The sequence below is a fragment of the Persicimonas caeni genome (assembly GCF_006517175.1).
GTDB classification, from domain to species: Bacteria; Myxococcota_A; Bradymonadia; order Bradymonadales; family Bradymonadaceae; genus Persicimonas; species Persicimonas caeni.
Genome location: NZ_CP041186.1, coordinates 2,625,522 through 2,651,080, shown reverse-complemented (window position 1 = coordinate 2,651,080; position 25,559 = coordinate 2,625,522). Strand labels below are relative to the sequence as shown.

Here is a 25,559-nt window from a genome sequence, read left to right as displayed (position 1 = left end):
AAAAAAGCTAGAACATCAAAAGACACTGTCCTGTGCGATTTTCTAAATCGCAAAGGTTTGCTGGTGGTTATAGCGGAGAGGCCACACCCGATCCCATCCCGAACTCGGTCGTTAAGCTCTCCAGCGCTGATGGTACTGCAGTGGTGACGCTGTGGGAGAGTAGGTCGCTGCCAGCTTTTTATACGCCAGAAGCCCCGACAGGTTTTGCCTGTCGGGGCTTTTGTCGTTTCTTGGCCATCGGTGTCGTTTCGCGACACACGGAAGGCCTCCTCGCTGCTCTCGAGAATGGTCGCAATCATCGCAATCATTTGAAATGTGACAAACTTGAAGGGTAGCGCGCTCAGAATTACCTGAAGCATCAATCCAGCTGTCATTTTGGGGGAGCCGCGCAGTGGATGTCCTAGAGTGCATCCATACGGACACGTTTGGATGTGTAGGATGAGTTTATCCCAAGCAGAGGGGGGACGAATGACTACGTATGCGAAGTGGATGCAGGAGCGAAGAACGCTGTTCTTGATCGCGTCGCTGGCGATGTGCTTGGCAGCGGCGGGCTGTAGTGACGATGACGATGACGACTTGCCGCCGGATATCGGGTTCACCGACGTCGACGAGGACCAGGATATTGGTGAGGATGTCGTCGAGGATGTCGGAGAGGAGGACGCAGACGAGGCCGAGGATGTCGGCGAAGACGCCGAGCCGGCTGATATTGGAGACGGGGCGGACGCTGCCGACGTGGGCGACGCCGAAGATGACGTCGAGGACGACGCGGACGGCGCCACGGCGCTGGTACAGATCATTCACGCGAGTCCCGACGACGCGGCTAGTGTGGTCGACGTGTGGGTCAACGACGAGCTGCTGCTCGACGACTTTGCGTACCTGACGGCCACTCCTTTCGTGGCGGTGCCGGCAGGGGTCGATCTCGATGTGGACATCACAGCGGCAGACGCGACGGACAACTCGAACCCGGTTTACAGCCAGACCATTCCAGGTACGGCCGTGACTGAAGACGCGACGGCAGTGGCGATCGCCAGTGGACTGGTTGGTGACAACTTTGCGATTCGACTCGGTCCGGCGCAGCAGAATGCGCCGAGTGGTCAGACCGCAGTGCAGATCTTTCACGGAGTGCCCGACGCACCGACGGTCGATGTGACTGCGGCAGGCGGACTGGTCACGTTGGCCGAAGGGATCAGCTTTGGCGATTTTTCGGGTATCACGACGGTCGATTCGAACGACGTGGTCGCTGATGTGTTGTTGGCGGGCACGACCACGGCTGTGGTGAGCCTCGAGGTTCCGTTGTCGAATTTCGCCGGAGATTATCTAACGGTCGTCGCACGTGGCACGATCGATACCACGGACGACGCTGAATTCGGCGCGACCGCGTTCGGTGCCGATGGCAACAGCATCGACTTGGAGGCTCCGGAGCAATAAGAGCGCCGCTAGGATCTAAAACGACGCCCGCTCACGCCCTTGCGTGAGCGGGCGTTTTGATATTCTTCGAGGTGTCTGTGTTACGAACCGTCGCGAAATTGCATCCAAACTCCACGGTGGGAAAAGGCGCGAGTGCGCTTAGTCTTTGATGCGCCCACGAAATTCGGGTGCTCGACCACCGTAGCACTATTTTCAATATGACTTGGGAGGATGCAATGAGTACGAGTTTGTATGGCGTTGTGTCGAAGAAATCTTGGGTGTTGGTTGCCTTGCTTTCGCTGGGCCTGATCGCTGCAGGCTGTGGCGATGATGACGATGACGAGAACAACGATCTCGCCCCGGACACCGGAGTCGCCGATGTCGGTGATGACGCCGGTGAAGATGTAGGCGACGACGCAGGGGACGGAGCGACTGCTCGCGCGCAGATCATTCACAACGCAGCCGATCCAGCCGCTGCAACCGTCGACGTGTTCGCCAACGGCGAGATTCTGATCGACGACTTCGAGTTTCGCACAGCCACGCCGTTTGTCGACGTACCGGCGGGAGTCAGTTTGACGATCACGATCGCCGGCGCTGACGCAGCCAGTGACGGTGACACCACCCTCGATGATGACGATACGGTCATCAAAGAGTTCACGGATGTCGAGTTCACCGCCGACGGCACCTTTATCGTGGTGGCTAACGGGGTCGGCAACCCGGACGATTTCGCCGACAACCCGAGCGGTGAAGATATTGCGCTGATGCTCGACGTTTTCGCCGATGCACGCGAAGAGGCCGAGACGGATACCGCAGCTGACGTGCTTGTCTACCACGGCGCGACCGATATCCCGGCCGTCGACATCACGGTGGACAACGCCGAGACGCCGCAGATCGAAGATCTGACGTACGGTAACTTTGCAGGTTACGTGTCCCTCGAACCGGCGGTGCATGTCGTCGACGTAGCTCCGGAGGGCGTGCCGGCGCTGCACTTCCAGACCCCGCAGCTTCCTCCGAGCCTTTCGTTCACCGTCGTTGCCTCGGGGTTCTTCGACCCCTCCGCTAACCAAGATGGCCCCGCCGCCGGTCTCTTTGCGTTCCCGGCGACGCCGCTATCTGGTGGTGAGCGCGTTCAGGGCATTCCGCTCGAGCAGGCGGCCCGTCTGCAGGCGATTCACGCAAGCCCCGATGCTGCTGCGAGCACCGTCGATGTTTACGTAAATGACGCTCCGCTGCTCGACGATTTTGCCTACCTGTCGGCCTCGCCTTTCATCACGGTGCCGTCGGGCGCAGACTTGGCGATTGACATCACGGCTGCAGATGCCGCCGACAACTCCTCGCCGGTCTATAGCCAGACCATCGAAGGCAACGTCATTACGCCGGGCAGTACTTGGGTGGCCATCGCAAGTGGCCTCATTGGTGACAACTTCGAGATCCGTCCGTCGGCTGCCCAGGAAGTGGCGCCGGATGGCGAAGTCGCCCTGCAGATCTTCCACGGCGCGCCCGATGCTCCGGCCGTTGACGTGACCGCGGCGGACGGTGCGCTTACCTTGGCCGAAGATCTGGCGTTCGGCAACTACTCGGATATCGCGACGACCGCGGCGAACGACGTCAACGTCGACATTACGGCCGCGTCCGACGGGTCGGCTGTCGCGACGGTTGCTGCACCGCTGTCGGGCTTTGCCGGTCAGTATCTGACGGTCGTCGCCCGCGGTACGCTCGACACGGACGATGACGCCGACTTCGGCGTCACCGCCTTCACGGCCGACGGCACCGCGGCCGATCTTGCTGCGCCCGCGCAATAACTCGTGGTGTGAACGCGCAGAGCGTACAAAACCCCGGCAGGCACGGACGCCTGCCGGGGTTTTGCGTGTCTAGCCTACGGCGTCAACAGCTTCAGCCGTCGAGCAGGGCCTCCATTTGCCCCTGGAGTTTCTTGAACTCGACAGGTTTGGTGGCGAAATCGTCGCACCCGGCGGCCAGGGCCTTTTCGCGATCGGCCTGCAGCGCGTGGGCGGTCAGCGCGATCACCGGGATCGAGGCAGTCGCATCGTCGGCCTTCAGCCGGCGGGTGGCTTCCCAGCCGTCCATGACCGGCAGGCTCAGGTCCATCAGGATGAGGTCGGGGGCGCTATCGTGGACGAGATCGAGGGCTTGTTGTCCGTCGCCGGCGATCACGACTTCGTAGCCGCGTCGCTGCAGGCGGCGAGCGAGCATGTCGCGGTTCATCTCATTGTCTTCGACCAGCAAAATCGTGGCCATGATCATTCCTCACAGGGTGTTGCAGAAATCTTTGTTGCCGACGCCATTGGGACGCCGGCTCGGGGCGCTTCTGCGCCGGGGGTCAGGCCACCGGTGCAGCCGCCTTGGAGTCGAGCGCTTCGAGAATATGGTCGACCACCGAATCGATGCTCGTGCTACCTTTTTGCAAGATCCGTGAGACGCTGTCACGCAGCTGGGCGTGATCGGCGTCGGACAGATCCATCGCCGTGAGCACCACGATGGGTATATCGGCCCAATCTGGCTTTTGGCGCATCGTCGCCGCAACTTCGAATCCGTCGACTTCGGGCATCATCAAATCGAGCACGACAACGTCGGGAACCAGACCCTCCTCGAGCCTCTCGAGGGCCACGCGACCGTTCTCGGCCGTCTCGACCTGCCAGCCGGCGCGGTCGAGGTGGCGGCGGACCATCTCGCGAGTGTCTGCCTCGTCTTCGACGACCAGCACCGAGCCCTCGGCGCTCTTCGACCGAAAGCGGCTCAGCGTTCCGACCAGTCGATCGCGCTGGATCGGCTTGACCAGGTATTCAGAAGCTCCCAACGCATAGCCGATATTCCGATCGTTGATCATCGAGACGATGACAATCGGTATCTCGGCAAGCTCGTCGTCCGACTTGATCTCGGTGAGCACCGACCAGCCGTCGCGCCCGGGCATCATGACGTCGAGCGTGATGATGTCGGGCTGGAGCTTTCGGGCATATTCGAGCCCCTGATCGCCGCCGTAGGCCGAGATCACTTGATAGCCACGAGAGACTAGAAACCGTCGCATCAACTCGTGGACGTCAGCGTCGTCGTCGATGACCAAGACCAACGTGTCCTCGGCGTCGCCCACATGGGGTACCCCATGTTCCTCTGACCATTCAACCTCCGAGGGAGCGGGGTCTTGGCTGACCTGCTTGGAGTCGACCGGAATCCGCACGGAGAACGTCGACCCGACGCCTTTTTCGCTCTCCGCCGAAATCTCACCGCCCATCAGTTCGCAGAAACGCTTACAGATGGTCAGCCCGAGGCCTGTGCCGCCGTACTCGCGGGTGGTCGAGCTGTCGGCTTGCGTAAACGGGGCGAAGAGATCTTCGAGTTTGTCCTGGGCGATGCCCACGCCTGTGTCGGAAACCTCGACGACGGCGCATCCGCGTGGGCCGGATTCGTCGAGTTTGGCCTTGATGGTGACCGTTCCGTCGCTGGTAAACTTCGAGGCATTGCTGGCGAGGTTGAGAAGCACCTGCTTGAGTTTGGTGCGATCGGTGGTCACCGTGCCCAAGCTGTCGTCGATCTCGACGTTCAACTCATTGTTGTTGGTGGTGACCAGCGGCGAGATCGTCTCGGCGATCTCGTCGAGCAAGTCGCCGAACTCGAAGGTGTCGTGGTGCAGGTCCATACGACCGGCTTCGACCTTCGACAAGTCGAGGATATCGTTGATGATCGCCAGCAAGTGGGTCGCGGCGCGGTGGATCTTGTGCAGGTCGTTTTGGATCGACTCGGCCGGCAACTCGGGGTCGTCGCCGGACAAAAACAGGTTGATGTCCTCGTCGATGAGCTCGGTATAGCCGAGCACGGCGTTGAGCGGAGTGCGCAGCTCGTGGCTCATGTTGGCCAAAAACGCACTCTTGGCCTTGCTCGCCTCGAGCGCCTTGGTCTCGGCCAATCGACGGGTTTCGACCTCGCGCTGCATGGCCTCGTTGGCCTTCTCCAGCTCGGCGGTTCGCTGTTTGACGCGCTCCTCGAGCTCGGCGCGCGCCGCTCGGAGGGCTTCCTCGGCCTCTTTGCGCTCGGTGATGTCGGTGATCGCCGCGATGGTGCCGGTATAAGCCCCATCTTCCCCTTTGATAGGCGTGGTGTTGATCAGTCCAGTGGCCACCGATCCGTCTTGGCGTTTGAGCTCCAGTTCATATTGCCAGTCGCTGTCGGACTCTTCCCCTCCTTCTTGGCGCTTGCTGAGCAACTCTTTGAGCTGCTGCGCTCCTTTGGGGGTCACTACGTCGAAGATCGTCATGCCGTCGACGAGTTGTTGACGATCATAGGCGATCAATTTGGCGAAACGTCGGTTCACGTAGGTGATCGCACCTCGCAGATCGCAAACCAAGATGCTGTCGTTGATCGATTCGACGATGAAGTCGAAGGGAGGTGTTTCGCCGGGGAGGAACGAGTCGGGATTGGCGAAGCCTTCGGGGCGACTCTTGTCAGACGAGTCGGACTGATTAGACACGGGATGCTCCAAAGTAGAACTGCATGCAGAGCAATGAGACGGGGGGACCCGGTGCTGCTCGCGTTTTATATATGCTAAAAAAGTTCACTGGTACTGTAAGGCTGGGGGCAAGTGATTTCAAGAGATAATTCGGCGGCTTAACTGTCGAGCACCAGGCGAGGAATACAAAAAAGTGCCCCAGAAGCCCTTGTGGGGTGGGTGTCAGAAGATCGTACGCAACAAATTCGGGATTTCTGCCGAAAACAGTAGAGAGGGGGCTAACGATGGCTCCCGCTGCTGAATCGACTCGAGACATGGGAGGATCCTGTGAATGATCAACCGATAGATTGCGAGGACACGGTCCCCGCGCAGATAGCTCGACTGTTGAACCACGGAGCTTGGGCGGCGCTCGCCGAACTCCTCGGCTTCGATACAACGCACCGCTCCGAGATCCCGCCGCAGGCGTGGTCGACCTGGGGCATCTCACCTGAAGACCCTGCAGGTCTCGACTCGCTCGAAGTGCTCGCTGCCGAGCCGGGGTTTCGGCTGCTGCTGGCCAGAGGTGAGATACCATGGCGGACGCTTCGGCGCATGATGCTGGACGTCCGCCGCCGCAACTCCGACGAGCTCGTCGTCTGGTGGTGGGCGCGCACCAACAACAGCGCCAACAGTCACAACAGCACCAACAGAATAAGCGTGGCGATGGTCGACGAGCACGTCGACGGGCGGCTCTTCGTTCGGCGAATGGACGTCGACCGCGACAAACTCGACCCCATCGGGGTGCGTCAGTGGGCGGCGCTTTCGGTGCGAGACCTCGCCGCAGGCGATGTCGTCGACCGCCCGAGCGCGCTTCGGCGCCACGTCCGCGAGGTGCTCGAGCAAGAGGGTCTCACCCGCGAATTCTTTCGTGGCTTCGAGCGCGCACTGGGGCTATTGCGCGAGGAGATCTGCGATGGCCCCGGGGAGGAGCGCGCCCGTCATGACGTGGCGCTGGCGACCTTGCTTCGCCTCGTCTTTCTGTACTTTTTGCAACTCCGCGGCGCCCTCGACGGTGATCGGCGCTTTGTGCTGCGCCACCTTCGCCAGGCGCGCGCCGACGGTCGAAACTTCTATCGCACGGTGTTGCGTCCGCTCTTTTTCGGGGCGCTCAACCGTCCGGTGGACGAACGCGAGCCGGAGGCCGAGGAGCTCGGCAACCTGCCGTTTCTAAACGGAGGCCTCTTCGAGCCGCTTCCTGTCGAGCGGGCGCATCCCCGGATGACGTGGTCCGACGACGTCTTCGGTGATGTCGTCGAGGGCCTGCTCGAGCGCTATCATTTTGCGGCCGAGGAGATGCAGGGGGCAGACGAGCAGCGCGCGGTCGATCCCGAAATGCTCGGCCGGGTCTTCGAAGGCCTGATGTACGGCGAGTCGCGCCAGACCTCGGGCAGCTTCTATACGCCGCGCGACATCGTTCGGAGTCTGGTGGACGAGGCGCTCGGCGGCTATTTGAGCGACGCCGCCCCGCTGAGTGACGAGCAGTTGGAGGCGCTCTCGAACGGCCGCCCAGTCGCGCTGGATGACGAGACGCGCACAGCGATCTCCGACGCGCTCGATAAAGTGCGCATCCTCGACCCGGCGGTGGGCACGGGGGCGTTTTTGCTCGAGGCGCTGCACGCGCTTCGCCGATGTCGCAAGGCCGTCGGCTCCGACGCCGGCCGCAAAGATGACACCGATGATCCCCTCGCCGAGTACCGCCTGGTCCGCGGTCTGATCCACCGGCATCTCTTCGGGGTCGACATCCAATATACCGCGGTGCGCCTTTGCGAGTTGCGCTTGTGGCTCGCGCTTTTGGGCACGCTTCCGGCGGTTCCCATCGACGAGCTTCCGCCGCTGCCGAACCTGTCGCACAAGGTCTGCGTGGGCAACTCGCTCCTGTCGCCGACCGATTTGGTGAGCCTGCGCGTCGGCGAGGGGAGCTTCGCCGCGTGGGCCGACGCGGTTGACGGGGAGTCGAATCGCGCACTGGTCGACGAGCTCGAGCGCGCCCAGCGCCGCTACCTGACGACCCACGGCTCCCAAAAGCAGCAGGTGCGCAAAGGGATGCGCGAACTCGAAAAGAAGCTGCAGCGTGCCATGCTCCAGACCCGCAGGGAGACGCTCGACGCCAAGCTCGAACCACTATCGGCGCTCGCCGCCTCCAAAGACCTGTTCGGCGGCGAGGTCTCGTTGACCGACGAGCAGCAGCGCGAGCGCGAAGGGTTGGATGCCGAGCGAAGGGCGGTCGACGAGGCGCTCGAGGCGCTCGAATCGGGGCGCGAAGCCCGCCTCGCGTTCAGCTACGCCACCCGTTTCGGCCAGCTGCTGCCCGAAGGCGGCTTCGACATCATCATCACCAATCCGCCCTGGGTTCGCGCGCACCGCATCGACTCGGCGCAGCGCGAGGTGCTGTGCGCTCGGTACGAGTCGCACCGTCGGCGGCTGTGGCCGGGCGCCAAGCGCGCGGGCATCCGCGCTCCATTCGGCCCGCAGGTCGATCTCGCCGCGCTCTTCGTGGAGCGCTCGCTCGAGTTGCTCCGCGACGGCGGTCGCTTGTGTGGACTGGTGCCGGCCAAGCTCTTCAGCTCGCTTCACGGCAGCGCGCTGCGCGAGCAACTCTCGCAACACGCGCTCGTCGCGCTCGAGGACTACTCCGACGGCAGCCGGCGCATTTTCGACGCCACGGTTTATCCGGCGATGTTGCACGTCCAAAAGAAGGCCGCGCCGCGGCGGCGAAAGGCCGCGAGGCCTGCGCGAAAGCCCGCGCCGATGCGCCTATCGGTGTGGCGCGGCGAGAACCGACGAAGCTGGCGCGCCGACAGCGATACGCTCTACGCCGCCGGCGACCACCCGGGCGCCCCGTGGATCTTGGCCGAGCCCGATATCACCCACCTCTTCGACAAGATGCGCAAAGCCTCGGTGCCGCTTGGCGAGGTCGAGCGTCTGCAGCCTGTGCGCGGGCTCTTTACCGGGTGCAACGACGTCTTCGTGCACGACGAAGAGCACGCCCGCGAGCTCCTCGGGCCGCATTTCGACACGTTCAGCCGCCCCGTGCTGAGCGGCCGCGACGTGCGCCCATGGTCGGTCGAGCCCGACCGACGCATCTTGTGGCCCTATGACGACGCGCTCGAGCTTCGACGCGACCTGCCCGAATGTCTGCGGCGTTATTTTGCCGGCCACGGCAGGCGCCTCGAGGGCCGCAGTGACCATCGTCTGGACGAGCCGCTCTGGCAGATGTTCCGGGTCAAAGACGATATCATTCGCCCCAAGGTCGTCTGGCGCGATCTGAGCCCGAAGCTCGAGGCCGCGCTCGCGCCGGCCGACGTCGTGCCGCTGAACACGGTCTACTTCATCGCGCTCGGCGACGACGTCGAGGCTCGACTCCTGGCCGCGCTCTTCAACGGCCCGGCGCTGCGAGCCTTCGCCTATGCCCTGGGCGAACGGGCGCGCGGTGGGTGGCGACGCCATTTTGCGTGGGTGATGCGCCTGTTGCCGGTGCCCAAGCGTTTCGTCGACTTTCTGCAAGCCGACACGCAGCGTCGCGCCGGTGAGTTTGCCGATCTTCTCGCGCTCGAGCGCCGCATCCGCACGGACAAAGCCCGTCCGGTCGGCGAACTCGCCGGTTCGCTGTACGGACTCGACGCCGACGAGGTGGCTTGCTTGCAGGGTTGGCGCACAGGCGAGGGCGCCTGCGGGGAGGTTGCGTGATGGGCGAACAGACAGTGCGAGAGTGGTTTCGTCACGCCTTCGCGCTCACCGACGCGCGCAGCGATGCGGCCGAGTCGCCGGTGCAGGTCGGCGAGCTCGCGTTGGCCCCGTTCCAGGGGCGCGCGGCGGCGCGTGGGCTTCGCATGGCGCGGGCGTTCGGCGGAGTGGTGTTGGCCGACGCGGTGGGTCTGGGCAAAACTCGCGTGAGCCTGGCGATCGCCAAGGCGTTGACGCGCGATGCGCGGCTTCGATCGGGGCGGGCAGGGCCAGTGTGGGTCTGCGTGCCGGCCCGGTTGAGGCGCCAATGGGACCAGGCGTTGACACGTGCGGGAATCGCAGAGTTCGAGGTGGTCACTCACACCGCGCTCAGCCGCGGCGAGGGCCTTTCTCATCTCGACGGGCCCGGCGAGCCGGCGGTCGTGGTCGTCGACGAGGCGCACCGGTTTCGCAACCCGAAGGCGAAGCGAAGCCGGGCGCTGGCGCGGTTCGCGGCGTGGGCGCCGGTGATCTTGGCCACGGCGACGCCGGTCTGTAACAGCCAGTGGGACTTGTACCACCTGCTGAGCCTCTTTTTGGGCGAGCACGACCTGCGCGGCGCGATCGGGCACGACCTGCGCGAGGCCTTCGAGCTCGCCGAGGCGGGCCGCTTCGATCTGACCGAGCTCGTCGAGCAGGTGGTGATTCGGCGCACCGAGCAACCGTCGCGAGCAGGCTTTGGGCGCCGGCCGAACGTTTCGCTCGAGGTGCTCGGCTACGAGGCGCGCGGAGCCGAGCTGTGGTTGTGGCGTCATCTGGAGGCCGAGCTCGAGCGCATGACATTGGAACTCTTCCGGGCCGATTGGCCCAGGCCCTTGCTCGTGCAGTACGTGCTCAAGCGCTGGGAGAGCGGGGCGGATGCGCTGGCCGATACGCTCGCCCAGATGAGCGCGTTTCACTCCCGGTGGCTCGAGGCCGACGCCCACGGGCGCACGCTGAGCCGCAAGAGCTTTCGCCAGCTCTTCGACGGTGAGCTCGGCCGCCGCCAGGGCGTCTTCCCGTTTTTGTTCGACGGTCCGGCGGGGCCGACCTTTCGCCGCGAGGCGGTCGAGCGCGATCTGGAGGTGCTCCACGGGCTCGAGCGCCGCGTGCAAGCGGTGCTCGGAAACGGCGACGCAAAGCGCGACGCAATTCTGGAGCTGGTCCGCGGCGACGCGCGCAAGACGCTCGTCTTCACGAGCTATCAGCGCGCAGCGCGTGGACTGTACGATTATCTGGTCGACGGGCTCGGCGCGACGGCCAAGGTTGGCCTCGTTACGGGCAATGGCTGCGAGGCGACGGGTCTGGGGCGCGTGGGCGCCGACGAGATCGTGCGACGCTTCGCGCCGCGATCGAACGGCGGGCGCAGCGTCGAGCCCCACCAACGCCTCGACGTGCTCGTAGCCACTGATTGCCTGGCCGAGGGCGTCAACCTGCAGGATTGCGGGCGCGTCGTGCTGGCCGATCTTCCGTACTCGCCGCTCGGCGTCGAGCAACGCATCGGACGCTTGGTGCGCCCCGGCGGCCCGCACGAGCGGGTGACGGTCTACCTTCCGAGGCCGCGCTCGTGGACCGACAGCCTGGGCATGCGTCGTCGGCTCGACGACAAGCTCGCCCAGGCCGCGGCCTCCGGCGCTGGGTTTGTCGCGGCGAGTCGGATCGCAACCGAGCCCACGCGCGCCTCGCCAGGCGGTGCTGCGGACGACGCGCAGACGCTTCGCCCACTGGCCGCGCTCACACGCCTCGACGCCCTCGCCGAGAGTCTGCGCGGCGAAGGTGCGAATGCGTTCGACGCGCCGTTCTGGTGCGCTCGCACGGCACCGGACATCCGGCGCTTGTGGGTTCTGGTGGCCATCAAAGACGCCGAGACGACGCGCTGGATGTGGCTGCGGGTGCGCGACGACGGCGAGGTCGAATCTCGCCTCGCCGCGCTGCTCGACGGGATGGCCCGCGACGCCGACCTGCGCTCGCCCGTCGCCCCCGCCGAACCCCACACGGAGCTGCTCGAAGCCGCCCGGGGGGCGATCGAGCGCCGCGAAAAGCTGCTCCGTGCCGCCCGGCTCGCCCCGTTCCCGGTGCGCCTCGACGCCCCGCAAAGACGGCTGTGGGCAGAGCTCCACACCCACGTCGAAGAGGGCGCGCTCGACCTCGCCGCCGACGAGCTTGCCGAGTTTCGCCACGAGCTGTTGCGCTCGTTCCCCCGCGGCACCGAACGTCGTCTCGCCGGGTTGTGTCGCGCAGATTTACCGCCGGGGCGGCTACTGGCGCAGGTGCGCCGCGTGGTGGGAGACGTGCCGCAGTGGAGCCCGCGTGTGCGGTTGCGAATCGTGGCGGGGTTGCAGGTGGGGTGAAGTAGAGGCTCGGTTTTCGTAGTCCTTCTACATAAGCAATTAAGGACATAGGGGTTGCGAATCGTGAAAAATGGTCGATTCGCAACCCCTATGTCCTTAGTTGCCCATGTAGAGGGCGCCCCGCTCTCTGCAGGGCCCTACTCAATTGATTTTAGAACCCGCGCGGATACCGCCGGTTAGGCTGGTTGGTCGCCTTGTAGATCTGCCAGTTCTGCATGGCGAACATACCGCCGAGGACCAAAATCCAGATGAGGCCCAGGCCGGTGAAGCCCATCAAAATCACGCCGAAGACGAGCAGGCCCAAAAAGACCAGCGAGCTGATCGCCGAGTAGCGCATCGCCTTGCGGTCATTCTTGAGGCCCCAGCGAAGCCCGTGCAGCACGATGTGGCCGCCGTCCATCGGGTTGATGGGCAGCATGTTGAAGACCGCCCAGACCAGGTTGACCACGGCCATCGTCTGCAGGAACGACGGCAGCAGGCCGCCGCCCGAGAAGGCCTCGGAGATGCCGCTGCCGGTGTAGACGAGCAGGACGCCGGCCGAGAGCAGTCCCAGCAGCAGGCTCGCAAGCGGGCCGGCCAGGCTGATGACGATCGACTTGCCCGGGGAGGTGACCCCGCGGCGCTCGTTGACCGTGACCCCGCCAAACCCGTGCAGCACGATGCGGCTTCCTCCGTAGCCGTACGCCTGCAGCGCGTACGCGTGGCCGAACTCGTGGAAGAGGATGCCGCCGAAGAGCACCGGCGCCCAGATGATGATCTCGGTCAACGCCTCCATCCCCGCCCCGGCGCGCAGTCCGCTGAAGGCGAACAGGGCGACCAGAAACAGGAACCAGGGCGTCAGGTAGACGTCATGTCCCGATAGCGTAAAGAGCTTCCAGCGTTTTTCGGATGTGCCAAACATAGCTACTTCTCGTTGTCAGGCCGTTTAGCGCACGACCTACCGTCGCCGTGCCGCGAAATCAAGCGAGTTTGAGTGCATGCCATTAGAAACTTAACTACGAAGCTCGTTGCTTCCACTGTCGCAAAATCAGGGCTCGGAGGCCTTCTAGGGCCGTTCGAGGCGCGATCGCGCAGTCCCGCCGTAAAAAAAGTTAGGCGAAAGACGCAACGATTCGGCCCCTTTTGCCGAAAACCTATATGAGGGCCACGACACCGTGTTCCTCGTAGTCGCTCGACTTTCAAAACAAACAGACGCGCGGAGAAAATCCGCGAGGAGATACAGATGCACGGACTGCACGCGTACTTGGAACTCGTCGAAAATGGCCGCCCGCTCGACCAGGAGCCGCAGGCGCCCGGGGTGCACGAACCGTTGATGAAGCTGCTCGCCCACGCCCACGCCGAGGGCGAGCTGGGCGTCGAGGGCGCGTGGCGCCTCGACTCGCGCGAGTGTCGCAAGCTCGAGCAGCGCTACGGGATGAGCCCGCCGGGCGGCTGGTCGGGCCTGGCCGGCCTGGCGTGCGGCTGCGGGGTGTTGCGCGCCCGCCGCGAGGGCTTCGCCCCCGAGATGCAGCTCGCCGAGCTGACTCATTGGGACGACGCGGCCGCGCGCCGGCTCTTGCTCGAGGCGTTCACCCGCCTGCTCGTTCCCCCGGCGGCGGCCGCGGGCTTGTTCATCTTGATGGGGCTGCACCCTGCGTGGGGCCTGCGCGTGGCGCACTCGACCCACGCCCGCGGCCGCGCCGAGTTCACCGGCGAGGAGCCTGACGCAGACCTTACCGCGGGCATCGAGCCAGGCTGGCGCGACGAATCGCTCTTCCCCGAGCAGACCGCCGCGCACATCGAGGAGGCGGTCTTCTCCGCCATCGCCGCCATCGTCGCCGCGTTGCGAAAGCTCTCACCGAACGAGCGCTACCCGATCGACGCCCTCGGCGGCCTCGTCCATGCGGCGAGCATGTTCGCGCGCCAATGCGCCGAGGAGAACCTCGACAGCGGGGTCGACATGGGGCTCGCGCCCTTTCTGGGCGAGGCGCGTGACGACGCAGGCGTGCAAACCCACCGCACGCTCGACTTCGCCACGGTCGATTTGTTGGACTCGCTATTGGTGCCGGCCGGGGTGGCCAGGCGTTTCGATGACGGGACGTTCTGCGTGTTCGGCGGGGCGCTCGAAGGCGTGCGCGTCGGCGAGTTGGACGCCGACGCGCAGGAGGTCAAGCTGACGTGGATGTTGGCCGGGGAGGCTGGGTGTATGGTGGCTTAAAGGCAGGGGTTTAGGGGAGTTAGGGGGTTAGGAGGCCTGGGCGTTTTCCTCGGCCTCCGAGGTCTCGTCGAGTTCGTAGAGCTCGTCGATGGGGCGGCGCCCGCGAAAGCCTTCGCGGGTGTCGTGCCAGAACAAGACCTCTTTTTCGCCCACGTGCCAGCACAAAAAGACGTCGCGGCCGCCCTTTGTGGCGTACCAGTCGACCAAGCCGTTCTCGAGGTTTTTGACCAGGCAACCGGTCGCCTCGATTTTGGTCAGCTCGTCTTGGACGGCGAGCATCAGGGCCTTGAGCGTGGCGCGGTTGTGGATGACCGCCGGGCTGGCGTCGGGCAACTCGACCTCGAAGTCGTCGCGCTCGGGGGCGGCGTCGACGAGCTGCAACAACTGCATGATGTCGCCGATCTGGTGGCGCATCTGGATGATGCGGGTGAACGCGCTCTCCAGAAACGGAATCATTTCATTGGCTTCTGCGACCGTGAAGTACCGCTTTTGCATGTGTCACTCCAGGCGGGTGTGGGTGGCTCTCTTTTTCACGTGTCGGTATGGCACAAGGCGGGGGCGACTTGCAAACGTGGTGGCTTTTCGAGCCGTGGGTCTTGGGTCTCGAGTCGTGGGGCGTGGGGCGGGCACTTTCTGGTTTACCACTCACCGTCGGACAAGTCGTTGGACCTCTCGTCGGAGGGCTTTGGCGCGGCGTCGGTGGGCTCGTCGAGCGACTCGACGGGGGCGCGGTCGAAAGGGGTGGAGGGCTCGTGGCCCTCGGCTCGTCGACGCGCGAGTTCGGCCTCGACGAAGTTGGTCGGCTCCTTCGAGCTCGACGGGTCGACGCGCTTGCCGCGGGTGAGCTTGGGGCCGCGGAACCTGAACCAGTTCAAGATGACCCCGACGACGACGAAGATCGTCAGTATGATTTCCAGAGCATCCATGGGTCTTCCGGCGTGGCTGGCGTGAAGTCTGTCTCCGATCATGCCATCTCGACCGCGCCGTGTGAATCGACGTCAATCGCGCGTCCATGACGACCGCGCAGGCGACGAACGCCTTTTCTCGATCTCCCACACGTCTGTGGGCCCCGCGAACGTCTCTTTTGGCTCGTAGAGGCGGCCTCGCAGAGCGAGAAGGGCTGCTCGATTTCTCCGAGGCGATCTTGGAGAGCGGGAAGGGCTGCTCGATTTCTCCGAGGCGATCTTGGAGAGCGGGAAGGGCTCGGAGATTTCTCCGAGGCGATCTTGGAGAGCGGGAAGGGCTCGGAGATTTCTCCGAGGCGATCTTGGAGAGCGGGATGGTCTCGAAGATGGCAAAAAGTCGTTCGCGGTGAGCGGGAAGGCTTCGGAGGTTGCAGGGAGGCCATCGCGGTGAGCGAGAAGGCGTCGGAGGAATCTCCGAGGCGATCTGGCTGCCAAAGAAGGCCTCGGAGAAATCTCCGAGGCCTTCTTTGTGGCGTCTCGAGGCTGTCTCATATGCATTAGGCGGGCATCTTGGGCTCGAAATCGGAGGGAGGGCATCTTGCCCTCGTATGCGAGGCCGAACATGGTGTCTGAAACCGTCTCGCGCTCGACTTGCGTTACGCATTTTCGACGGGGCCTCGGTGAGGCCCCAGTGCGGGCCGGGAGGCCGCGCGCTCCGACCGTGCTTCCAGAGGCCCAACAAAACGGCGTAGGCGTACGCCCTGTCCGTGATCGTAGTCGTGATCGTGATCGTGGTCGGCCGTGAGGTCATATTGAGCCCGTGTCCCTGACCGTGGCCGTGACCGTGACCCGCCGTTCGTAGCTGCAACGAGGTCGCAGTGGCGCTGAGTTCGAAGTTGAGCTGACGGATTCGAACGGAGCTGTATCGTCTTGTTGCACTCGCTGCAGGTTCTAACAACGGGTCACGGTCACGGGCACGGTCGCGGACACGGGGTGAATCGACCGTGGTAGCTGCCCTTCAACTTGTGAGCAATCATGAGTGTCTGAAACCGTCTCGCGCTGTTTATGACTTTGGATGCGGCGTCTGTTATGGTTCGGCTGTCTTCGCTTACACCACTCAGCTTTACTCCACCCAGCGGGGGACAGTGATGGATACTGCAAGAATCGTATGGGGCATCGGCGCGATGGTCGGCCTCTTGTCCTGTGTGTCTTGTGGCTTCCACCTCGAAGGAGAGCAAGGAAACTTGGTCTTCGAGTTCGAGGTGCCCTACTCCCCTTATGCCACAGAGGCCACGCTCGCGGTGGGAAGCAGACAGCGCATCGCCGTGAAGACCCAAGACTCCCACGATCGTGCGCTGGAAGCGCCGTCCGTGCGGATCGAGCGTGTTGTGTCGAGCGAGCCGGGCGTCATTTCGGTCGACTCGGTCGAGCAGAACTCCTTCGTAGTCCGGGCTCACGCCCCCGGAGATGTGCAACTTTCGGTCATGTCGACCGTGTCGACGTCGGGCCAGACGACGGTGTCTGATTCGCTTCGGGTATCAGCAGCAGACGCTACGTCGGCGCGGGTCTCGCATGGGTGTCCGTTCGAAGATGCGCCGGCCTATCTCACCCGCAGCACCGTCGACCTACGCTACACGCTGCTCGATGGTCACACGACGCTGCTCGGATACGGTCACTATCCCGTGGAGGTTGAGGGGGATACCGATGCGTCCATCGTTCGCGAGGTGGATGAGGTAGGAGTGCTTCGGGTCCGCACGTCGCGCCAAGCCGGCGCGCTCTCCTTGGTCGCGGAGGATGGCGAGCCTCTTTTGGAGATCGCGCAGGTAGACGAGGCGCAAATCGAGCGCGTCGAGGTGGGCGAGCCGCAAAGTGTGGCGTTTCGAGACGAGTTGAACTTCCGCCCAAAGCTGTTCACGACTCAGCATCGTCTCTGTCAGGCCTTTCCCTCAGCCGCAGTGTTGACGTCCACGCCAGACGTCTGTTCTGCGCGCATCGTGGAGGACGACGCGTCGAGTTCTCGCCTGCGGGTGAACGTGGCCATCGCGGCCGAGGGGGATTGTGCGTGGAGTCTGTCGTTGCCCAATGCTCGTCAGGGTGAGGGGCTCGTGAGCTCGCACAGCTTCAGGGTCACTCGCTCGGGGGAGACCCAGTAGTCGGTGAGGCGGGCGATACGATGTCTGATTCCGCGTGGGCGTGCGAGTGTCTTGCGGGGAACACGCGAGCAGGGGCGAGGACGCCCCAGTGCGGGCCGGGAGGCCGCACGCTGCGACCGTGCTTCCAGAGGCCCAACAAAACGGCGTAGGCGTACGCCCTGTCCGTGATCGTAGTCGTGATCGTGATCGTGGTCGGCCGTGAGGTCATATTGAGCCCGTGTCCCTGACCGTGGCCGTGACCGTGACCCGCCGTTCGTAGCTGCAACGAGGTCGCAGTGGCGCTGAGTTCGAAGTTGAGCTGACGGATTCGAACGGAGCTGTATCGTCTTGTTGCACTCGCTGCAGGTTCTAACAACGGGTCACGGTCACGGGCACGGTCGCGGACACGGGGTGAATCGACCGTGGTAGCTGCCCTCCAACTTGTGAGCAATCATGAGTGCCTGAAACCGTCTCGCGCTCCGCGGCGCTGGGCATCACCTTTGTGGCGTCTCGAGGCTGTCGCCTATGCCTTAGGAGGGCGGGCATCTTGCCCTGCAAATCGGAGGGAGGGCATCTTGCCCTCGTATGCGAGAGCAGGGATGCAGTCGCACCGATTACCAGCGCTGGAAGCGCCGAGCCCGCTGAATGCGGGAGCCGCGGCACGCGGAAGCGCTAAAGATTCATCTGAGGTTCGCTGTAACCGCTGCAGAAGGCTGCTCCCCCGCCGGCGCGTCGACGGGCCGCAGCGCTGTGGAACTCCAGCGTTTTCCGCTGCGTTCAGATGAATCTTCAGCGCCACGGCGCTCCGCGCCTCCGCGTTTCCGCGTTTCCGTATCTCTGCGCTCCCGCGTTCGAGTGTTGGTTCTTGGGCATTGCTGGTATAGAAAGCCCAAACGCACATCGCGCAGCACCAAGAACTAAAAACCAAGAACCAAGAACCGTTCGCTAGGCGATTCGCTCGCAGCTACCGACACGCCTCACCAACGCAAACACAACACAACCCAAGAACAACATGCACGGATACTACCGCCAGCCGACCGTCTTTGATGATCGTGTCGTCTTCGTCAGCGAAGATGACCTGTGGGAAGTCTCGCTCGAGGGGGGCGTCGCTCGACGCCTGACGAGCGGCAAGGGCGCGGCGTCGCACCCGTTTTTCTCGCCCGATGGCTCGCAGATCGCGTTTACGGCGACCGAGGAGGGCACGCCCGAGGTCTACGTGATGGACGCGCAGGGCGGCGCGGCGCGCCAGTTGACGTTCAACGGGGCGCAGTCGACGACGGTGGGGTGGTCGAAGGACGGCGCGCAGGTGCTATTTCGGTCGAATTATCGCGAGCCGTTCAGCCGGTCGGTGGGGCTGTATGCGGTGCCGGTCGACGGTGGGGAGCCGCAGCGGGTGCCGGTGGGGCCGGCGCATTCGATTGCGTACCAGCCCGACGGCGACGGCGTGGTGTTGTGTCGGCATTCGGACGATCTGGCGCGCTGGAAGCGCTATCGCGGCGGGACCGCGGGCGTTTTGTGGATCGACGCGGACGGCTCGGGCAACTGGGAGCGGTTGCTCGCCGAGCAGACTGCGGGGTTGATTCGGCCGATGTGGATTGGCGAGCGCGTCTACTTTGTGAGCGACGAAGAGGGCTACGGAAATATCTACTCGTGCGCGCCCGACGGCTCCGAGCTCGAGCGCCACACCGACCACGTCGGGTTCTACGCGCGCTTTGCGAGCACCGACGGCCAGACGATCGTCTACACGGTGGGCGGCGAGCTGTGGCGGCTCGACGTGGCGTCGGGTGAGGCCAGTTCGGGCGAGTCCAGCAAGATCGAGTGCACTTACGCCTCGCCCAAGACCGACCTGAACCGCAAATTCGTCGACGCCGAGGACTACCTCGACGACTTCACGCTGCACCCCAAGGGGCACTCGCTGGCGGTGACGACGCGCGGAAAGCTCTTCAACTTCGGCAACTGGGAGGGCGCGGTGCGCCAGACGGGGGCCGAGCAGGGCACGCGCTATCGCTTGCCGCGCTACCTGAACGACGGCGAGCGCATCGTGGTGTCGTCGGACGCCACCGGCGAGGAGCGCTTCGAGATCCACCGCGTCGACGGGTCGGCAGCGCCCGAGGCCGTCGACACGGGTGAGTTCGACATCGGGCGGCCGCTCGAGGTCAAAGTCGCCGCCGAGAGCGACGCGCTCGTCTTTACGAACCACCGCCACGAGATCGTCCACCTCGACCTGGAGTCGTGCGAGGCCAAGGTGCTCGACAAGAGCGAGCACACTCGCATCAACGGGTTCGACTGGTCTGCGGACGGGCGCTGGGTCGCCTACGGGTTCGGCAATGACTTCTCGACCGGCGAGATCCGCATCTACGACCTCGAAGAAGGTGTCTGGCACCGTGTCACGTCGGGCAATTACCTCGACATCGAGCCGGTCTTCGACCCCAAGGGGCGCTACCTGTACTTCTTGTCGTACCGCAAGTTCAACCCGGTCTACGACGAGGTCTTCTTCGAGCTGAGCTTCCCGCGGGCGATGAAGCCGTGCGTGGTCACCCTGCGCGACGAGGTCGAGTCTCCGTTTGTCGAAAAGCCGCGTCCGCTGGACGGCGATCACGACGAAGACGACGAGGAGCACGACGAGGAGGGCGACGAAGACGGCGACGAGGGCTCCGAAGAGGGCGAGGGGAACGAAGAGCAGAAAGGCAAGGGCCTCGAGATTGACTTCGCCGGCATCGAGCGCCGCGTGGAGGTCTTCCCGGGCCGCGAGGGCACCTACGGCGACCTCGCCGCGACTGAAAGCCGCGTCTTCTTTACGATGCACCCGGTCAAAGGGAGCCTCGGGCAGGGCTGGGACGACGACCACGGCGACGGCACGCTGCGCTACTTCTCGCTGAACAAGCGGCGCACCAAGACGTTCGCCAAGGGCGTGTCGGAGTTCGTGCTCGGGCCGGACTTGAAGACGATGGCGATGTGGACCGACGCCGGCCTGCAGGTGGTCAGCGCACAGGGCGAGGGGCCGATTCACGCCGACACCGACGACGAGACGCCGTCCAGGCGCACCGGGTTCATCGACCTGTACCGATTGTCGGTGGGCGTCGAGCCGCGCGCCGAATGGCGGCAGATGCTGCGCGAGGCGTGGCGCCTGATGCGCGACCACTTCTGGCGCGAGGACATGAGCGGGGTGGACTGGGGCGAGGTCTGGGTGCGCTACTCGGGCCTGCTCGACCGCGTGTCGACGCGCAGCGAGTTCTCCGACGTCGTCTGGACGATGCAGGGCGAGCTCGGCACGAGCCACGCCTACGAGATCGGCGGCGACTACCCGCGCCCGCCGCAGTACCATCCCGGATTCCTGGGTGCCGACATCGTCTGGGACCCCGGTTTCGAGTACGAGCGCGGCGGCCAGACGGGGGCCTCTACGAAACAAGTCGGCGGCTACCTCATCGAGCATATCGTCGCCGGCGAGACCTGGGAGCCCAACGAGCGCTCCCCGCTGGCTCGCCCGGGCGTCGACATCGCCGCAGGGGACGTGATCGTGGCCATCAACGGCCAGCGCGTCTCCGAGCACGTCTCGGTCGACCAGCGCCTGGTCAACCGCGCGGGCCAAGAGGTCGAGCTCACCGTCGTCGACGCCGACTCGGGCGAGGTGGCCACCCACACCGTCAAGACGCTGCGCAGCGAGTTCAGCGCGCGCTATCGCGAGTGGGTGCTCGCCAACCGCAAGAAGGTCCACGAGGCGACCGACGGGCAGGTCGGCTACGTGCATATCCCCGACATGGGCCCATTCGGCTTCGCCGAGTTCCACCGGGCGTATATGTCCGAGAACACCAAAAAGGGGCTGTTGGTCGACGTGCGCTTCAACGGCGGCGGCCACGTAAGCCAGCTCATCCTCGAAAAGCTCGCCCGCCAGCGCGTCGGCTACGATATCCAGCGCTGGGGCCAGCCGATGCCGTACCCGCAAGAGTCGGTCATGGGCCCGATCGTCGCGCTGACCAACGAGCACGCCGGCAGCGACGGCGACATCTTCAGCCACACCTTCAAGCTCATGGAGCTAGGTCCGCTGTTGGGCAAGCGCACCTGGGGCGGCGTCATCGGCATCTGGCCGCGCCACTTCCTGGTGGACGGCTCGGTGACGACTCAGCCCGAATTTTCGTTCTGGTTCGAGGACGTCGGGTTTGGCGTGGAGAATTATGGCACCGACCCGGATATCGAGGTCGAAAACCCGCCCAGCTCCTATGCCAAAGGCGAAGATCCGCAGCTCGACGCGGCGATCGCGAAGACGATGGAGTTGTTGGAGGAGCAGAAGCCGAAGGTGCCCGACTTTGCGCCGTATCCGAGCATGAAGCCGCCGGAAGGGTTGGACTGATTGTAGCGTAGGGGGTTGGTGGTTCGTGGCGCCTCGAACCCCCAGCTTCGGTCGCGCTACGCGCTCCCTACGCAGGGGGCTATCAAAGGGTGGTAACGCCCTTCGGGCTCGCTTCTCGTGGGCCCTGCACGTTTCGGCACATGTGGTTCGTGGGGCGGATTGCCTGGGAGCTTCAGGTGGCGAAGGCTTTGCTCGAATCGAGGCCGACGCCACCTGGAGCCCGAAGGGCGGAATCCCCGCTTTGATAGCCCCATGCGCAGGCGCGCTTTTGGCGCCGGAGCTTGGGGGGGACGTTGCGACTTCACACATGCGCCACGTCTATTCGGCAACCTCCATATTCGTCACCTCCACAGCGTAATCGAAGATGCCGGGAGGATCGCCGAGGCCGCCTCGAGTGGTGGGGTAGAACGGGCCGCCGGAGCTACGGAAGGTGCCGGTGAAGGAGATGATTTCCTCAGGAGCGGCTGGGCCGCATACCTCGTAGCACTCCTGTCCGACGCATCCCATGCGGATCTCACCCTTCACGAGGCCTTCCAGATCTGCAACTTCGTCGGTCACGACCTCGCCCTGGACGAATTCGAATCCCGCGTCGTCGCCTGCGACTAGGACAATAGCAGTGTCTCGGTCGACGTTGCCGACCTGGTTTTGTCCGCAGGCCAACACAAAGCCGGTGACGACGGCGTTGCAGCAGCCTTCACCGGTGTCGGGGCACCCGCGAGTCGTTCCGACGTTGATGGTCTCGATCTGGCTGCCATCGAGCGTCACCGTCTGACCATCGTAGGCTTGTGGGGTAGTGCAAAGCTGCGAGAGCGTCGTCTCACCGCCACCATCAGTGCCGCCGTCGACAGGCTCACCGCTTCCTTGGGCGAAATGCTCCTCGAGCGGCCCGCGGTCTTCATCTGGGATGCTCTCGGTCGGCGAGCACACCGTATGACCCTGAAAGTCGACTGCGTGGGGTAAGTCCTGAGGACAATCGTAGCCCGTCTCGGTGATCGGCTGCTCGTAGGTGCAGTAAGCCGTGCCGCCGACGTCGATGCGCTCGCACTCTACCTCCATATCCTCGCCTGCATCCTTCGAGCAGGCGCTCAGGGCGAGCAGAGCTGAAAAGAGAATGGTCCATTTGGTCCTTCGTTTCATCGTATCGTTTCTAGACTTCAGTCGCGTGGAATCTCTGCTTGCTGGCCCCAAGCTCCGGCGCGCCGTTTGCGCCGGAGCTTGGGGCGTCGGGCAATCATGGGTTCTCGAACTGCACCTCGACGGACGTCGAGGAGTAGCATTCACACGGAATGGTCGCGGTCGTTTCGAATGTGGCATAGCCCGGCGCTTCGACTTCGACACGCACAGTCTCGCCAGGGTCGAAGGGGCTCGCCCAAAGGGCACATCCGCCGCCTTCCGTCGTAGAGTCCATTTCTCCGTTTTGGCACTCGCACTGTGTCCACCCCGTGGGTGATCCTGTCGAACCATCATCCCAGCCGCGGATGGTCACGTCACCGCAGTACGCTTGGCCGTCAGGCTCGAGAAACTCGAAGTAGATGGATGGGTGTCCGATGGCGTCGCACGACAACTGGCCCCATTCACAACTGCCGCCATCCATGCCTCCATCGAGCGGGCTGCCCTCGAAGTGCTCGCGGATGGGCTGGGCGTGGTCGGGCGGGAGTTGCTCCTCGTCGCTGCACACGGTGTGCCCCTCGAACGAGATCGCGTTGGGCAAGTCCTGCGGGCATTCGTAGCCCGTCTCGGTGATCGGTTGCCGGTAGACGCAATACTCGGAGCCCTCGACGTCGATGCGGTCGCAGGCGACGCGCAGGTCGTCCTGCTCCTTCGGATCGAGGTCGGCGGAGCACGCCGAGGTTGTGAGTAGCGAGCCCGTGAGGAGTCCGCCGAGCACTATCCATCTAGTCATTCGTTTCATCATTGTCCCCTGGTTGTTCGGTGAGGCCTAGTTCGGTGAGGCGATGCGGCGCCCAGTTGATGGACAGCCCCATCTCGACATCGTCGTCCGAGGCCTTGGCAGCCTCGTCGAGGTCGCGAAGCTTCGGAAAGATCACCTCTTCGTAGAGGCGTCGAAGCTCGTCGATATCTTCTTTGCGAATTCGAAAATTGAGCGTGCGGGCGAACGCGCGCTCGTCGGCTTGAAAAAAGCGGCCGAAGACGCTGTCGACGACGCTGAACAGGTGGTTGTTCAGCCCGTCGATCTTCGGCATCCAGTGGTCCTGGTAGAGGCGAAACTCGCTCCTTGGGACCTCGTAGTAGACAGTGCGACCTTCCTTTCGGACCACGCGCTCCTGCTCGACGAGCAGTTCGAGCGCGTGGCGCACGTCTTCTTTGGAGTAGCCCGGGAGGCTCTGGTGGATGCGTCCCTCCGACTCCGGCCCCGCCCACAGCATGAACTCGATGCGCCTGGGAAGCTCTTCGTCGCGCTCGGGCTTGAAGAAGTTCTGCTTCAGGCGCTTGGCGAGCTGGGCGACTTTGCGCGTGCTTACGTCGAAGAGCGAGGCGGACTCGCGCTGGGTGAACCCGGCATCTTTGAGCTCGTGGAAATAGGCGAGCTCGGCCGACGCGACGATCTCTTTGAGCGGCACGCCGAACAGGCGCGCCAGGCGCACCGCGGGACGCAAAAGCGAGTAGATGACGCGCTCGCGAAGTTCTTCGTCGCTGATTTTGGGCAGGTCGTCGGTCATGGTTTCTCCTCAAGACATGCACCATCGTGCATGTTTTGCGATCGCGTTTCAAATGTTTGTGCAAAATAATTCATGTTTTGTTGTGGAAGAATGAGACGTGTGTGGTTGTTGCGCCTCAGTCCCGAGCAAAGGGCCTCTCCCTTGGTCCCTCTCCACTTCGCTTACGCTGCGTGGAAAGGGATTCCTCTCCTTAGTCCTCTCCCTCCCTTCGCTTCGCTACGGGTGGAGAGGAGACTGGACGTCTGGTTGCTTTGCGAAAACGCAAACAACGTGCACCGACGCGCATCATCGTTTATGGTGAAACGAGCAAGACTTCGCCCCAACCAACGTGGTGCATGAGCGATTCAATTGACCAGAAGCTCGACTTCGACGGGCTGATCGGCGCGGCCGAGGCCGGTGACGGCTTCGACTGGGAGACCGACGACTCCGAGGCGGGTGTCTCCGAGAAGACCGTGTCGGTGTTGCGGTTTCGCATCGGCGAGCGCCGGTTTGCGGTGCCGACCGAGTTTGTGCGCGAGATCGTCAGCGAGCTCGACGTGACGCCGGTGCCCGGCGCGCCCAAGCATGTGCGCGGCGTCAGCGTGCTGCGTCGGCAAGTTATCGGCGTGCTGGACCTGCATCGCTGGCTCGATCCGGTGGCCGAGGTCGCCGCGGTCGAGGCCAGCCGGGTGGTCATCGTCGAGGCGGGCCCCTACACGGTGGGCATCGAGACCAACGAGGTCACCGGCATGGACGAGTGGCCCGAGCAGGTGCTCGACCGCAGCCGTATCCCCGATTCGATCAACTCGCGCACCCGTCGCTACGCGGCCGGTATCCGACTCAGTGAAGACGAGGCGTGCGTGCTGTTGGACGTGCCCAAGCTGTTGGATGATGCGGCGGTGCAGTGAGTGACACGCGAGGACAGCTCGATTCCCCCTCCGCCTCACGGACTGCGCGAGGCACCTCCCCGACGCGGGGAGGGATGGAGCTAGACGTCATCCGCACCCGGTTCGGGCCGCTGGAGTTGGCCATCGAGCTTCACGAGGTCAGCAGCGTGCTCGACTACGGCGAAGGCCAGGGCATCACGCTCATCGACCCGGCCCCCCGGCTGGGCCTGAGGCCGCTTGGCGGCGGTCACGTCGGTTATGTCGAACCCGAGTTCGGTCCCCCGTTGGGGATCAAGATTGGCGAGGTCCACGGCTTCGAGAAGTGGACGCCGGCCAATATTTTGTCGCTTCCAGACTGGATCGCCAACTACCTGCCCGACGTGCTCAAAGGCGCGTGCGGCAGCGATGAGAAGGGCGAGATCGTCTGGTTGCTCGATTTGCGTAAGTTGACGGAGCAAGGATAACCGTC

At 64.1% G+C, this 25,559-nt stretch carries 17 protein-coding genes and 1 rRNA gene; 10 read left to right on the top strand and 8 right to left on the bottom strand.

What is annotated here, in order from left to right:
• The first annotated feature begins 59 nt into the window (after window positions 1–59).
• The 3 genes from rrf to FIV42_RS09780 all read left to right on the top strand — a co-directional run bounded on the left by rrf (window position 60) and on the right by FIV42_RS09780 (window position 3,209).
• Window positions 60–176: ribosomal RNA gene (rrf, locus tag FIV42_RS09790) — 5S ribosomal RNA — on the top strand.
• Window positions 177–468: 292 nt separating this feature from the next.
• Window positions 469–1,428: a DUF4397 domain-containing protein gene (locus FIV42_RS09785; RefSeq protein ID WP_141197506.1), complete on the top strand. Its 960-nt coding sequence runs from the start codon at window positions 469–471 to the stop codon at window positions 1,426–1,428.
• A 167-nt stretch (window positions 1,429–1,595) separates the two neighbouring features.
• Entirely contained in the window at window positions 1,596–3,209 is a 1,614-nt protein-coding gene (locus FIV42_RS09780; protein ID WP_141197505.1) for a DUF4397 domain-containing protein, read from the top strand.
• Between the two features lie 91 nt (window positions 3,210–3,300).
• On the opposite strand, the gene FIV42_RS09775 is transcribed toward FIV42_RS09780, so the two are convergent.
• The gene (locus tag FIV42_RS09775) at window positions 3,301–3,666 is read right to left on the bottom strand and encodes a response regulator (RefSeq protein ID WP_141197504.1); all 366 of its coding nucleotides are present in this window, start codon (window positions 3,664–3,666) and stop codon (window positions 3,301–3,303) included.
• 82 nt (window positions 3,667–3,748) lie between these two features.
• Window positions 3,749–5,890 carry a response regulator gene (locus FIV42_RS09770; protein WP_141197503.1) on the bottom strand — a complete coding sequence of 714 codons (2,142 nt, stop codon included), beginning with the start codon at window positions 5,888–5,890 and terminating at the stop codon, window positions 3,749–3,751.
• 306 nt (window positions 5,891–6,196) lie between these two features.
• On the opposite strand from FIV42_RS09770, the gene FIV42_RS09765 reads away from it, so the two are divergent.
• Together FIV42_RS09765 and FIV42_RS09760 are read left to right on the top strand one after the other, a co-directional pair.
• Complete coding sequence (locus tag FIV42_RS09765) at window positions 6,197–9,595, top strand: Eco57I restriction-modification methylase domain-containing protein (RefSeq protein WP_141197502.1); 3,399 nt, start codon at window positions 6,197–6,199, stop codon at window positions 9,593–9,595.
• A complete protein-coding gene (locus FIV42_RS09760) occupies window positions 9,595–11,961 on the top strand; it encodes a DEAD/DEAH box helicase (RefSeq protein ID WP_141197501.1) in 2,367 nt (788 codons plus the stop codon). Before FIV42_RS09765 ends, FIV42_RS09760 begins: the two co-directional genes overlap by 1 nt.
• A 151-nt stretch (window positions 11,962–12,112) precedes the next feature.
• Here the strand turns inward: FIV42_RS09760 and FIV42_RS09755 are convergent, their stop codons facing one another.
• Window positions 12,113–12,862 carry a site-2 protease family protein gene (locus FIV42_RS09755; RefSeq protein WP_141197500.1) on the bottom strand — a complete coding sequence of 250 codons (750 nt, stop codon included), beginning with the start codon at window positions 12,860–12,862 and terminating at the stop codon, window positions 12,113–12,115.
• 321 nt (window positions 12,863–13,183) lie between these two features.
• On the opposite strand from FIV42_RS09755, the gene FIV42_RS09750 reads away from it, so the two are divergent.
• Window positions 13,184–14,158 carry a hypothetical protein gene (locus FIV42_RS09750; RefSeq protein WP_141197499.1) on the top strand — a complete coding sequence of 325 codons (975 nt, stop codon included), beginning with the start codon at window positions 13,184–13,186 and terminating at the stop codon, window positions 14,156–14,158.
• Window positions 14,159–14,185: 27 nt separating this feature from the next.
• On the opposite strand, the gene FIV42_RS09745 is transcribed toward FIV42_RS09750, so the two are convergent.
• Together FIV42_RS09745 and FIV42_RS09740 are read right to left on the bottom strand one after the other, a co-directional pair.
• Entirely contained in the window at window positions 14,186–14,653 is a 468-nt protein-coding gene (locus FIV42_RS09745) for a DUF2203 domain-containing protein (protein ID WP_141197498.1), read from the bottom strand.
• A 143-nt stretch (window positions 14,654–14,796) separates the two neighbouring features.
• Window positions 14,797–15,084, bottom strand: coding sequence for a hypothetical protein (locus FIV42_RS09740; RefSeq protein WP_141197497.1), 288 nt, complete (start codon window positions 15,082–15,084; stop codon window positions 14,797–14,799).
• Window positions 15,085–16,307: 1,223 nt separating this feature from the next.
• Here FIV42_RS09740 and FIV42_RS09735 point away from each other — a divergent pair.
• Window positions 16,308–17,216 (top strand): hypothetical protein, encoded by a 909-nt coding sequence (locus FIV42_RS09735; RefSeq protein WP_141197496.1) that lies wholly within the window; start codon window positions 16,308–16,310, stop codon window positions 17,214–17,216.
• A gap of 991 nt (window positions 17,217–18,207) precedes the next feature.
• A complete protein-coding gene (locus FIV42_RS09730) occupies window positions 18,208–21,543 on the top strand; it encodes a S41 family peptidase (protein ID WP_141197495.1) in 3,336 nt (1,111 codons plus the stop codon).
• Window positions 21,544–21,861: 318 nt separating this feature from the next.
• Here the strand turns inward: FIV42_RS09730 and FIV42_RS09725 are convergent, their stop codons facing one another.
• From FIV42_RS09725 to FIV42_RS09715, 3 genes are all read right to left on the bottom strand, one after another.
• Window positions 21,862–22,680 (bottom strand): hypothetical protein, encoded by an 819-nt coding sequence (locus FIV42_RS09725; protein WP_141197494.1) that lies wholly within the window; start codon window positions 22,678–22,680, stop codon window positions 21,862–21,864.
• 94 nt (window positions 22,681–22,774) lie between these two features.
• Window positions 22,775–23,446 carry a hypothetical protein gene (locus tag FIV42_RS09720; protein ID WP_141197493.1) on the bottom strand — a complete coding sequence of 224 codons (672 nt, stop codon included), beginning with the start codon at window positions 23,444–23,446 and terminating at the stop codon, window positions 22,775–22,777.
• Window positions 23,439–24,224, bottom strand: a complete 786-nt coding sequence (locus tag FIV42_RS09715; protein WP_141197492.1) for a hypothetical protein — start codon at window positions 24,222–24,224, stop codon at window positions 23,439–23,441. The genes FIV42_RS09720 and FIV42_RS09715 overlap by 8 nt, the downstream gene beginning before the upstream one ends.
• A gap of 335 nt (window positions 24,225–24,559) precedes the next feature.
• Here FIV42_RS09715 and FIV42_RS09710 point away from each other — a divergent pair, with 335 nt between their 5' ends.
• A complete protein-coding gene (locus FIV42_RS09710; protein WP_141197491.1) occupies window positions 24,560–25,111 on the top strand; it encodes a chemotaxis protein CheW in 552 nt (183 codons plus the stop codon).
• Window positions 25,112–25,185: 74 nt separating this feature from the next.
• The gene (locus FIV42_RS09705) at window positions 25,186–25,554 is read left to right on the top strand and encodes a hypothetical protein (protein WP_141197490.1); all 369 of its coding nucleotides are present in this window, start codon (window positions 25,186–25,188) and stop codon (window positions 25,552–25,554) included.
• The last annotated feature ends 5 nt before the right edge of the window (window positions 25,555–25,559 follow it).

Coding starts and splice junctions, on each gene's coding strand:
- FIV42_RS09755 (WP_141197500.1), bottom strand. CDS start 12,862: ATGTTTGGCACATCCGAAAAACGCTGGAAGCTCTTTACGCTATCGGGA.
- FIV42_RS09725 (WP_141197494.1), bottom strand. CDS start 22,680: ATGAAACGAAGGACCAAATGGACCATTCTCTTTTCAGCTCTGCTCGCC.
- FIV42_RS09740 (WP_141197497.1), bottom strand. CDS start 15,084: ATGGATGCTCTGGAAATCATACTGACGATCTTCGTCGTCGTCGGGGTC.
- FIV42_RS09720 (WP_141197493.1), bottom strand. CDS start 23,446: ATGACTAGATGGATAGTGCTCGGCGGACTCCTCACGGGCTCGCTACTC.
- FIV42_RS09710 (WP_141197491.1), top strand. CDS start 24,560: ATGAGCGATTCAATTGACCAGAAGCTCGACTTCGACGGGCTGATCGGC.
- FIV42_RS09730 (WP_141197495.1), top strand. CDS start 18,208: ATGCACGGATACTACCGCCAGCCGACCGTCTTTGATGATCGTGTCGTC.
- FIV42_RS09775 (WP_141197504.1), bottom strand. CDS start 3,666: ATGGCCACGATTTTGCTGGTCGAAGACAATGAGATGAACCGCGACATG.
- FIV42_RS09750 (WP_141197499.1), top strand. CDS start 13,184: ATGCACGGACTGCACGCGTACTTGGAACTCGTCGAAAATGGCCGCCCG.
- FIV42_RS09705 (WP_141197490.1), top strand. CDS start 25,186: ATGGAGCTAGACGTCATCCGCACCCGGTTCGGGCCGCTGGAGTTGGCC.
- FIV42_RS09760 (WP_141197501.1), top strand. CDS start 9,595: ATGGGCGAACAGACAGTGCGAGAGTGGTTTCGTCACGCCTTCGCGCTC.
- FIV42_RS09785 (WP_141197506.1), top strand. CDS start 469: ATGACTACGTATGCGAAGTGGATGCAGGAGCGAAGAACGCTGTTCTTG.
- FIV42_RS09745 (WP_141197498.1), bottom strand. CDS start 14,653: ATGCAAAAGCGGTACTTCACGGTCGCAGAAGCCAATGAAATGATTCCG.
- FIV42_RS09715 (WP_141197492.1), bottom strand. CDS start 24,224: ATGACCGACGACCTGCCCAAAATCAGCGACGAAGAACTTCGCGAGCGC.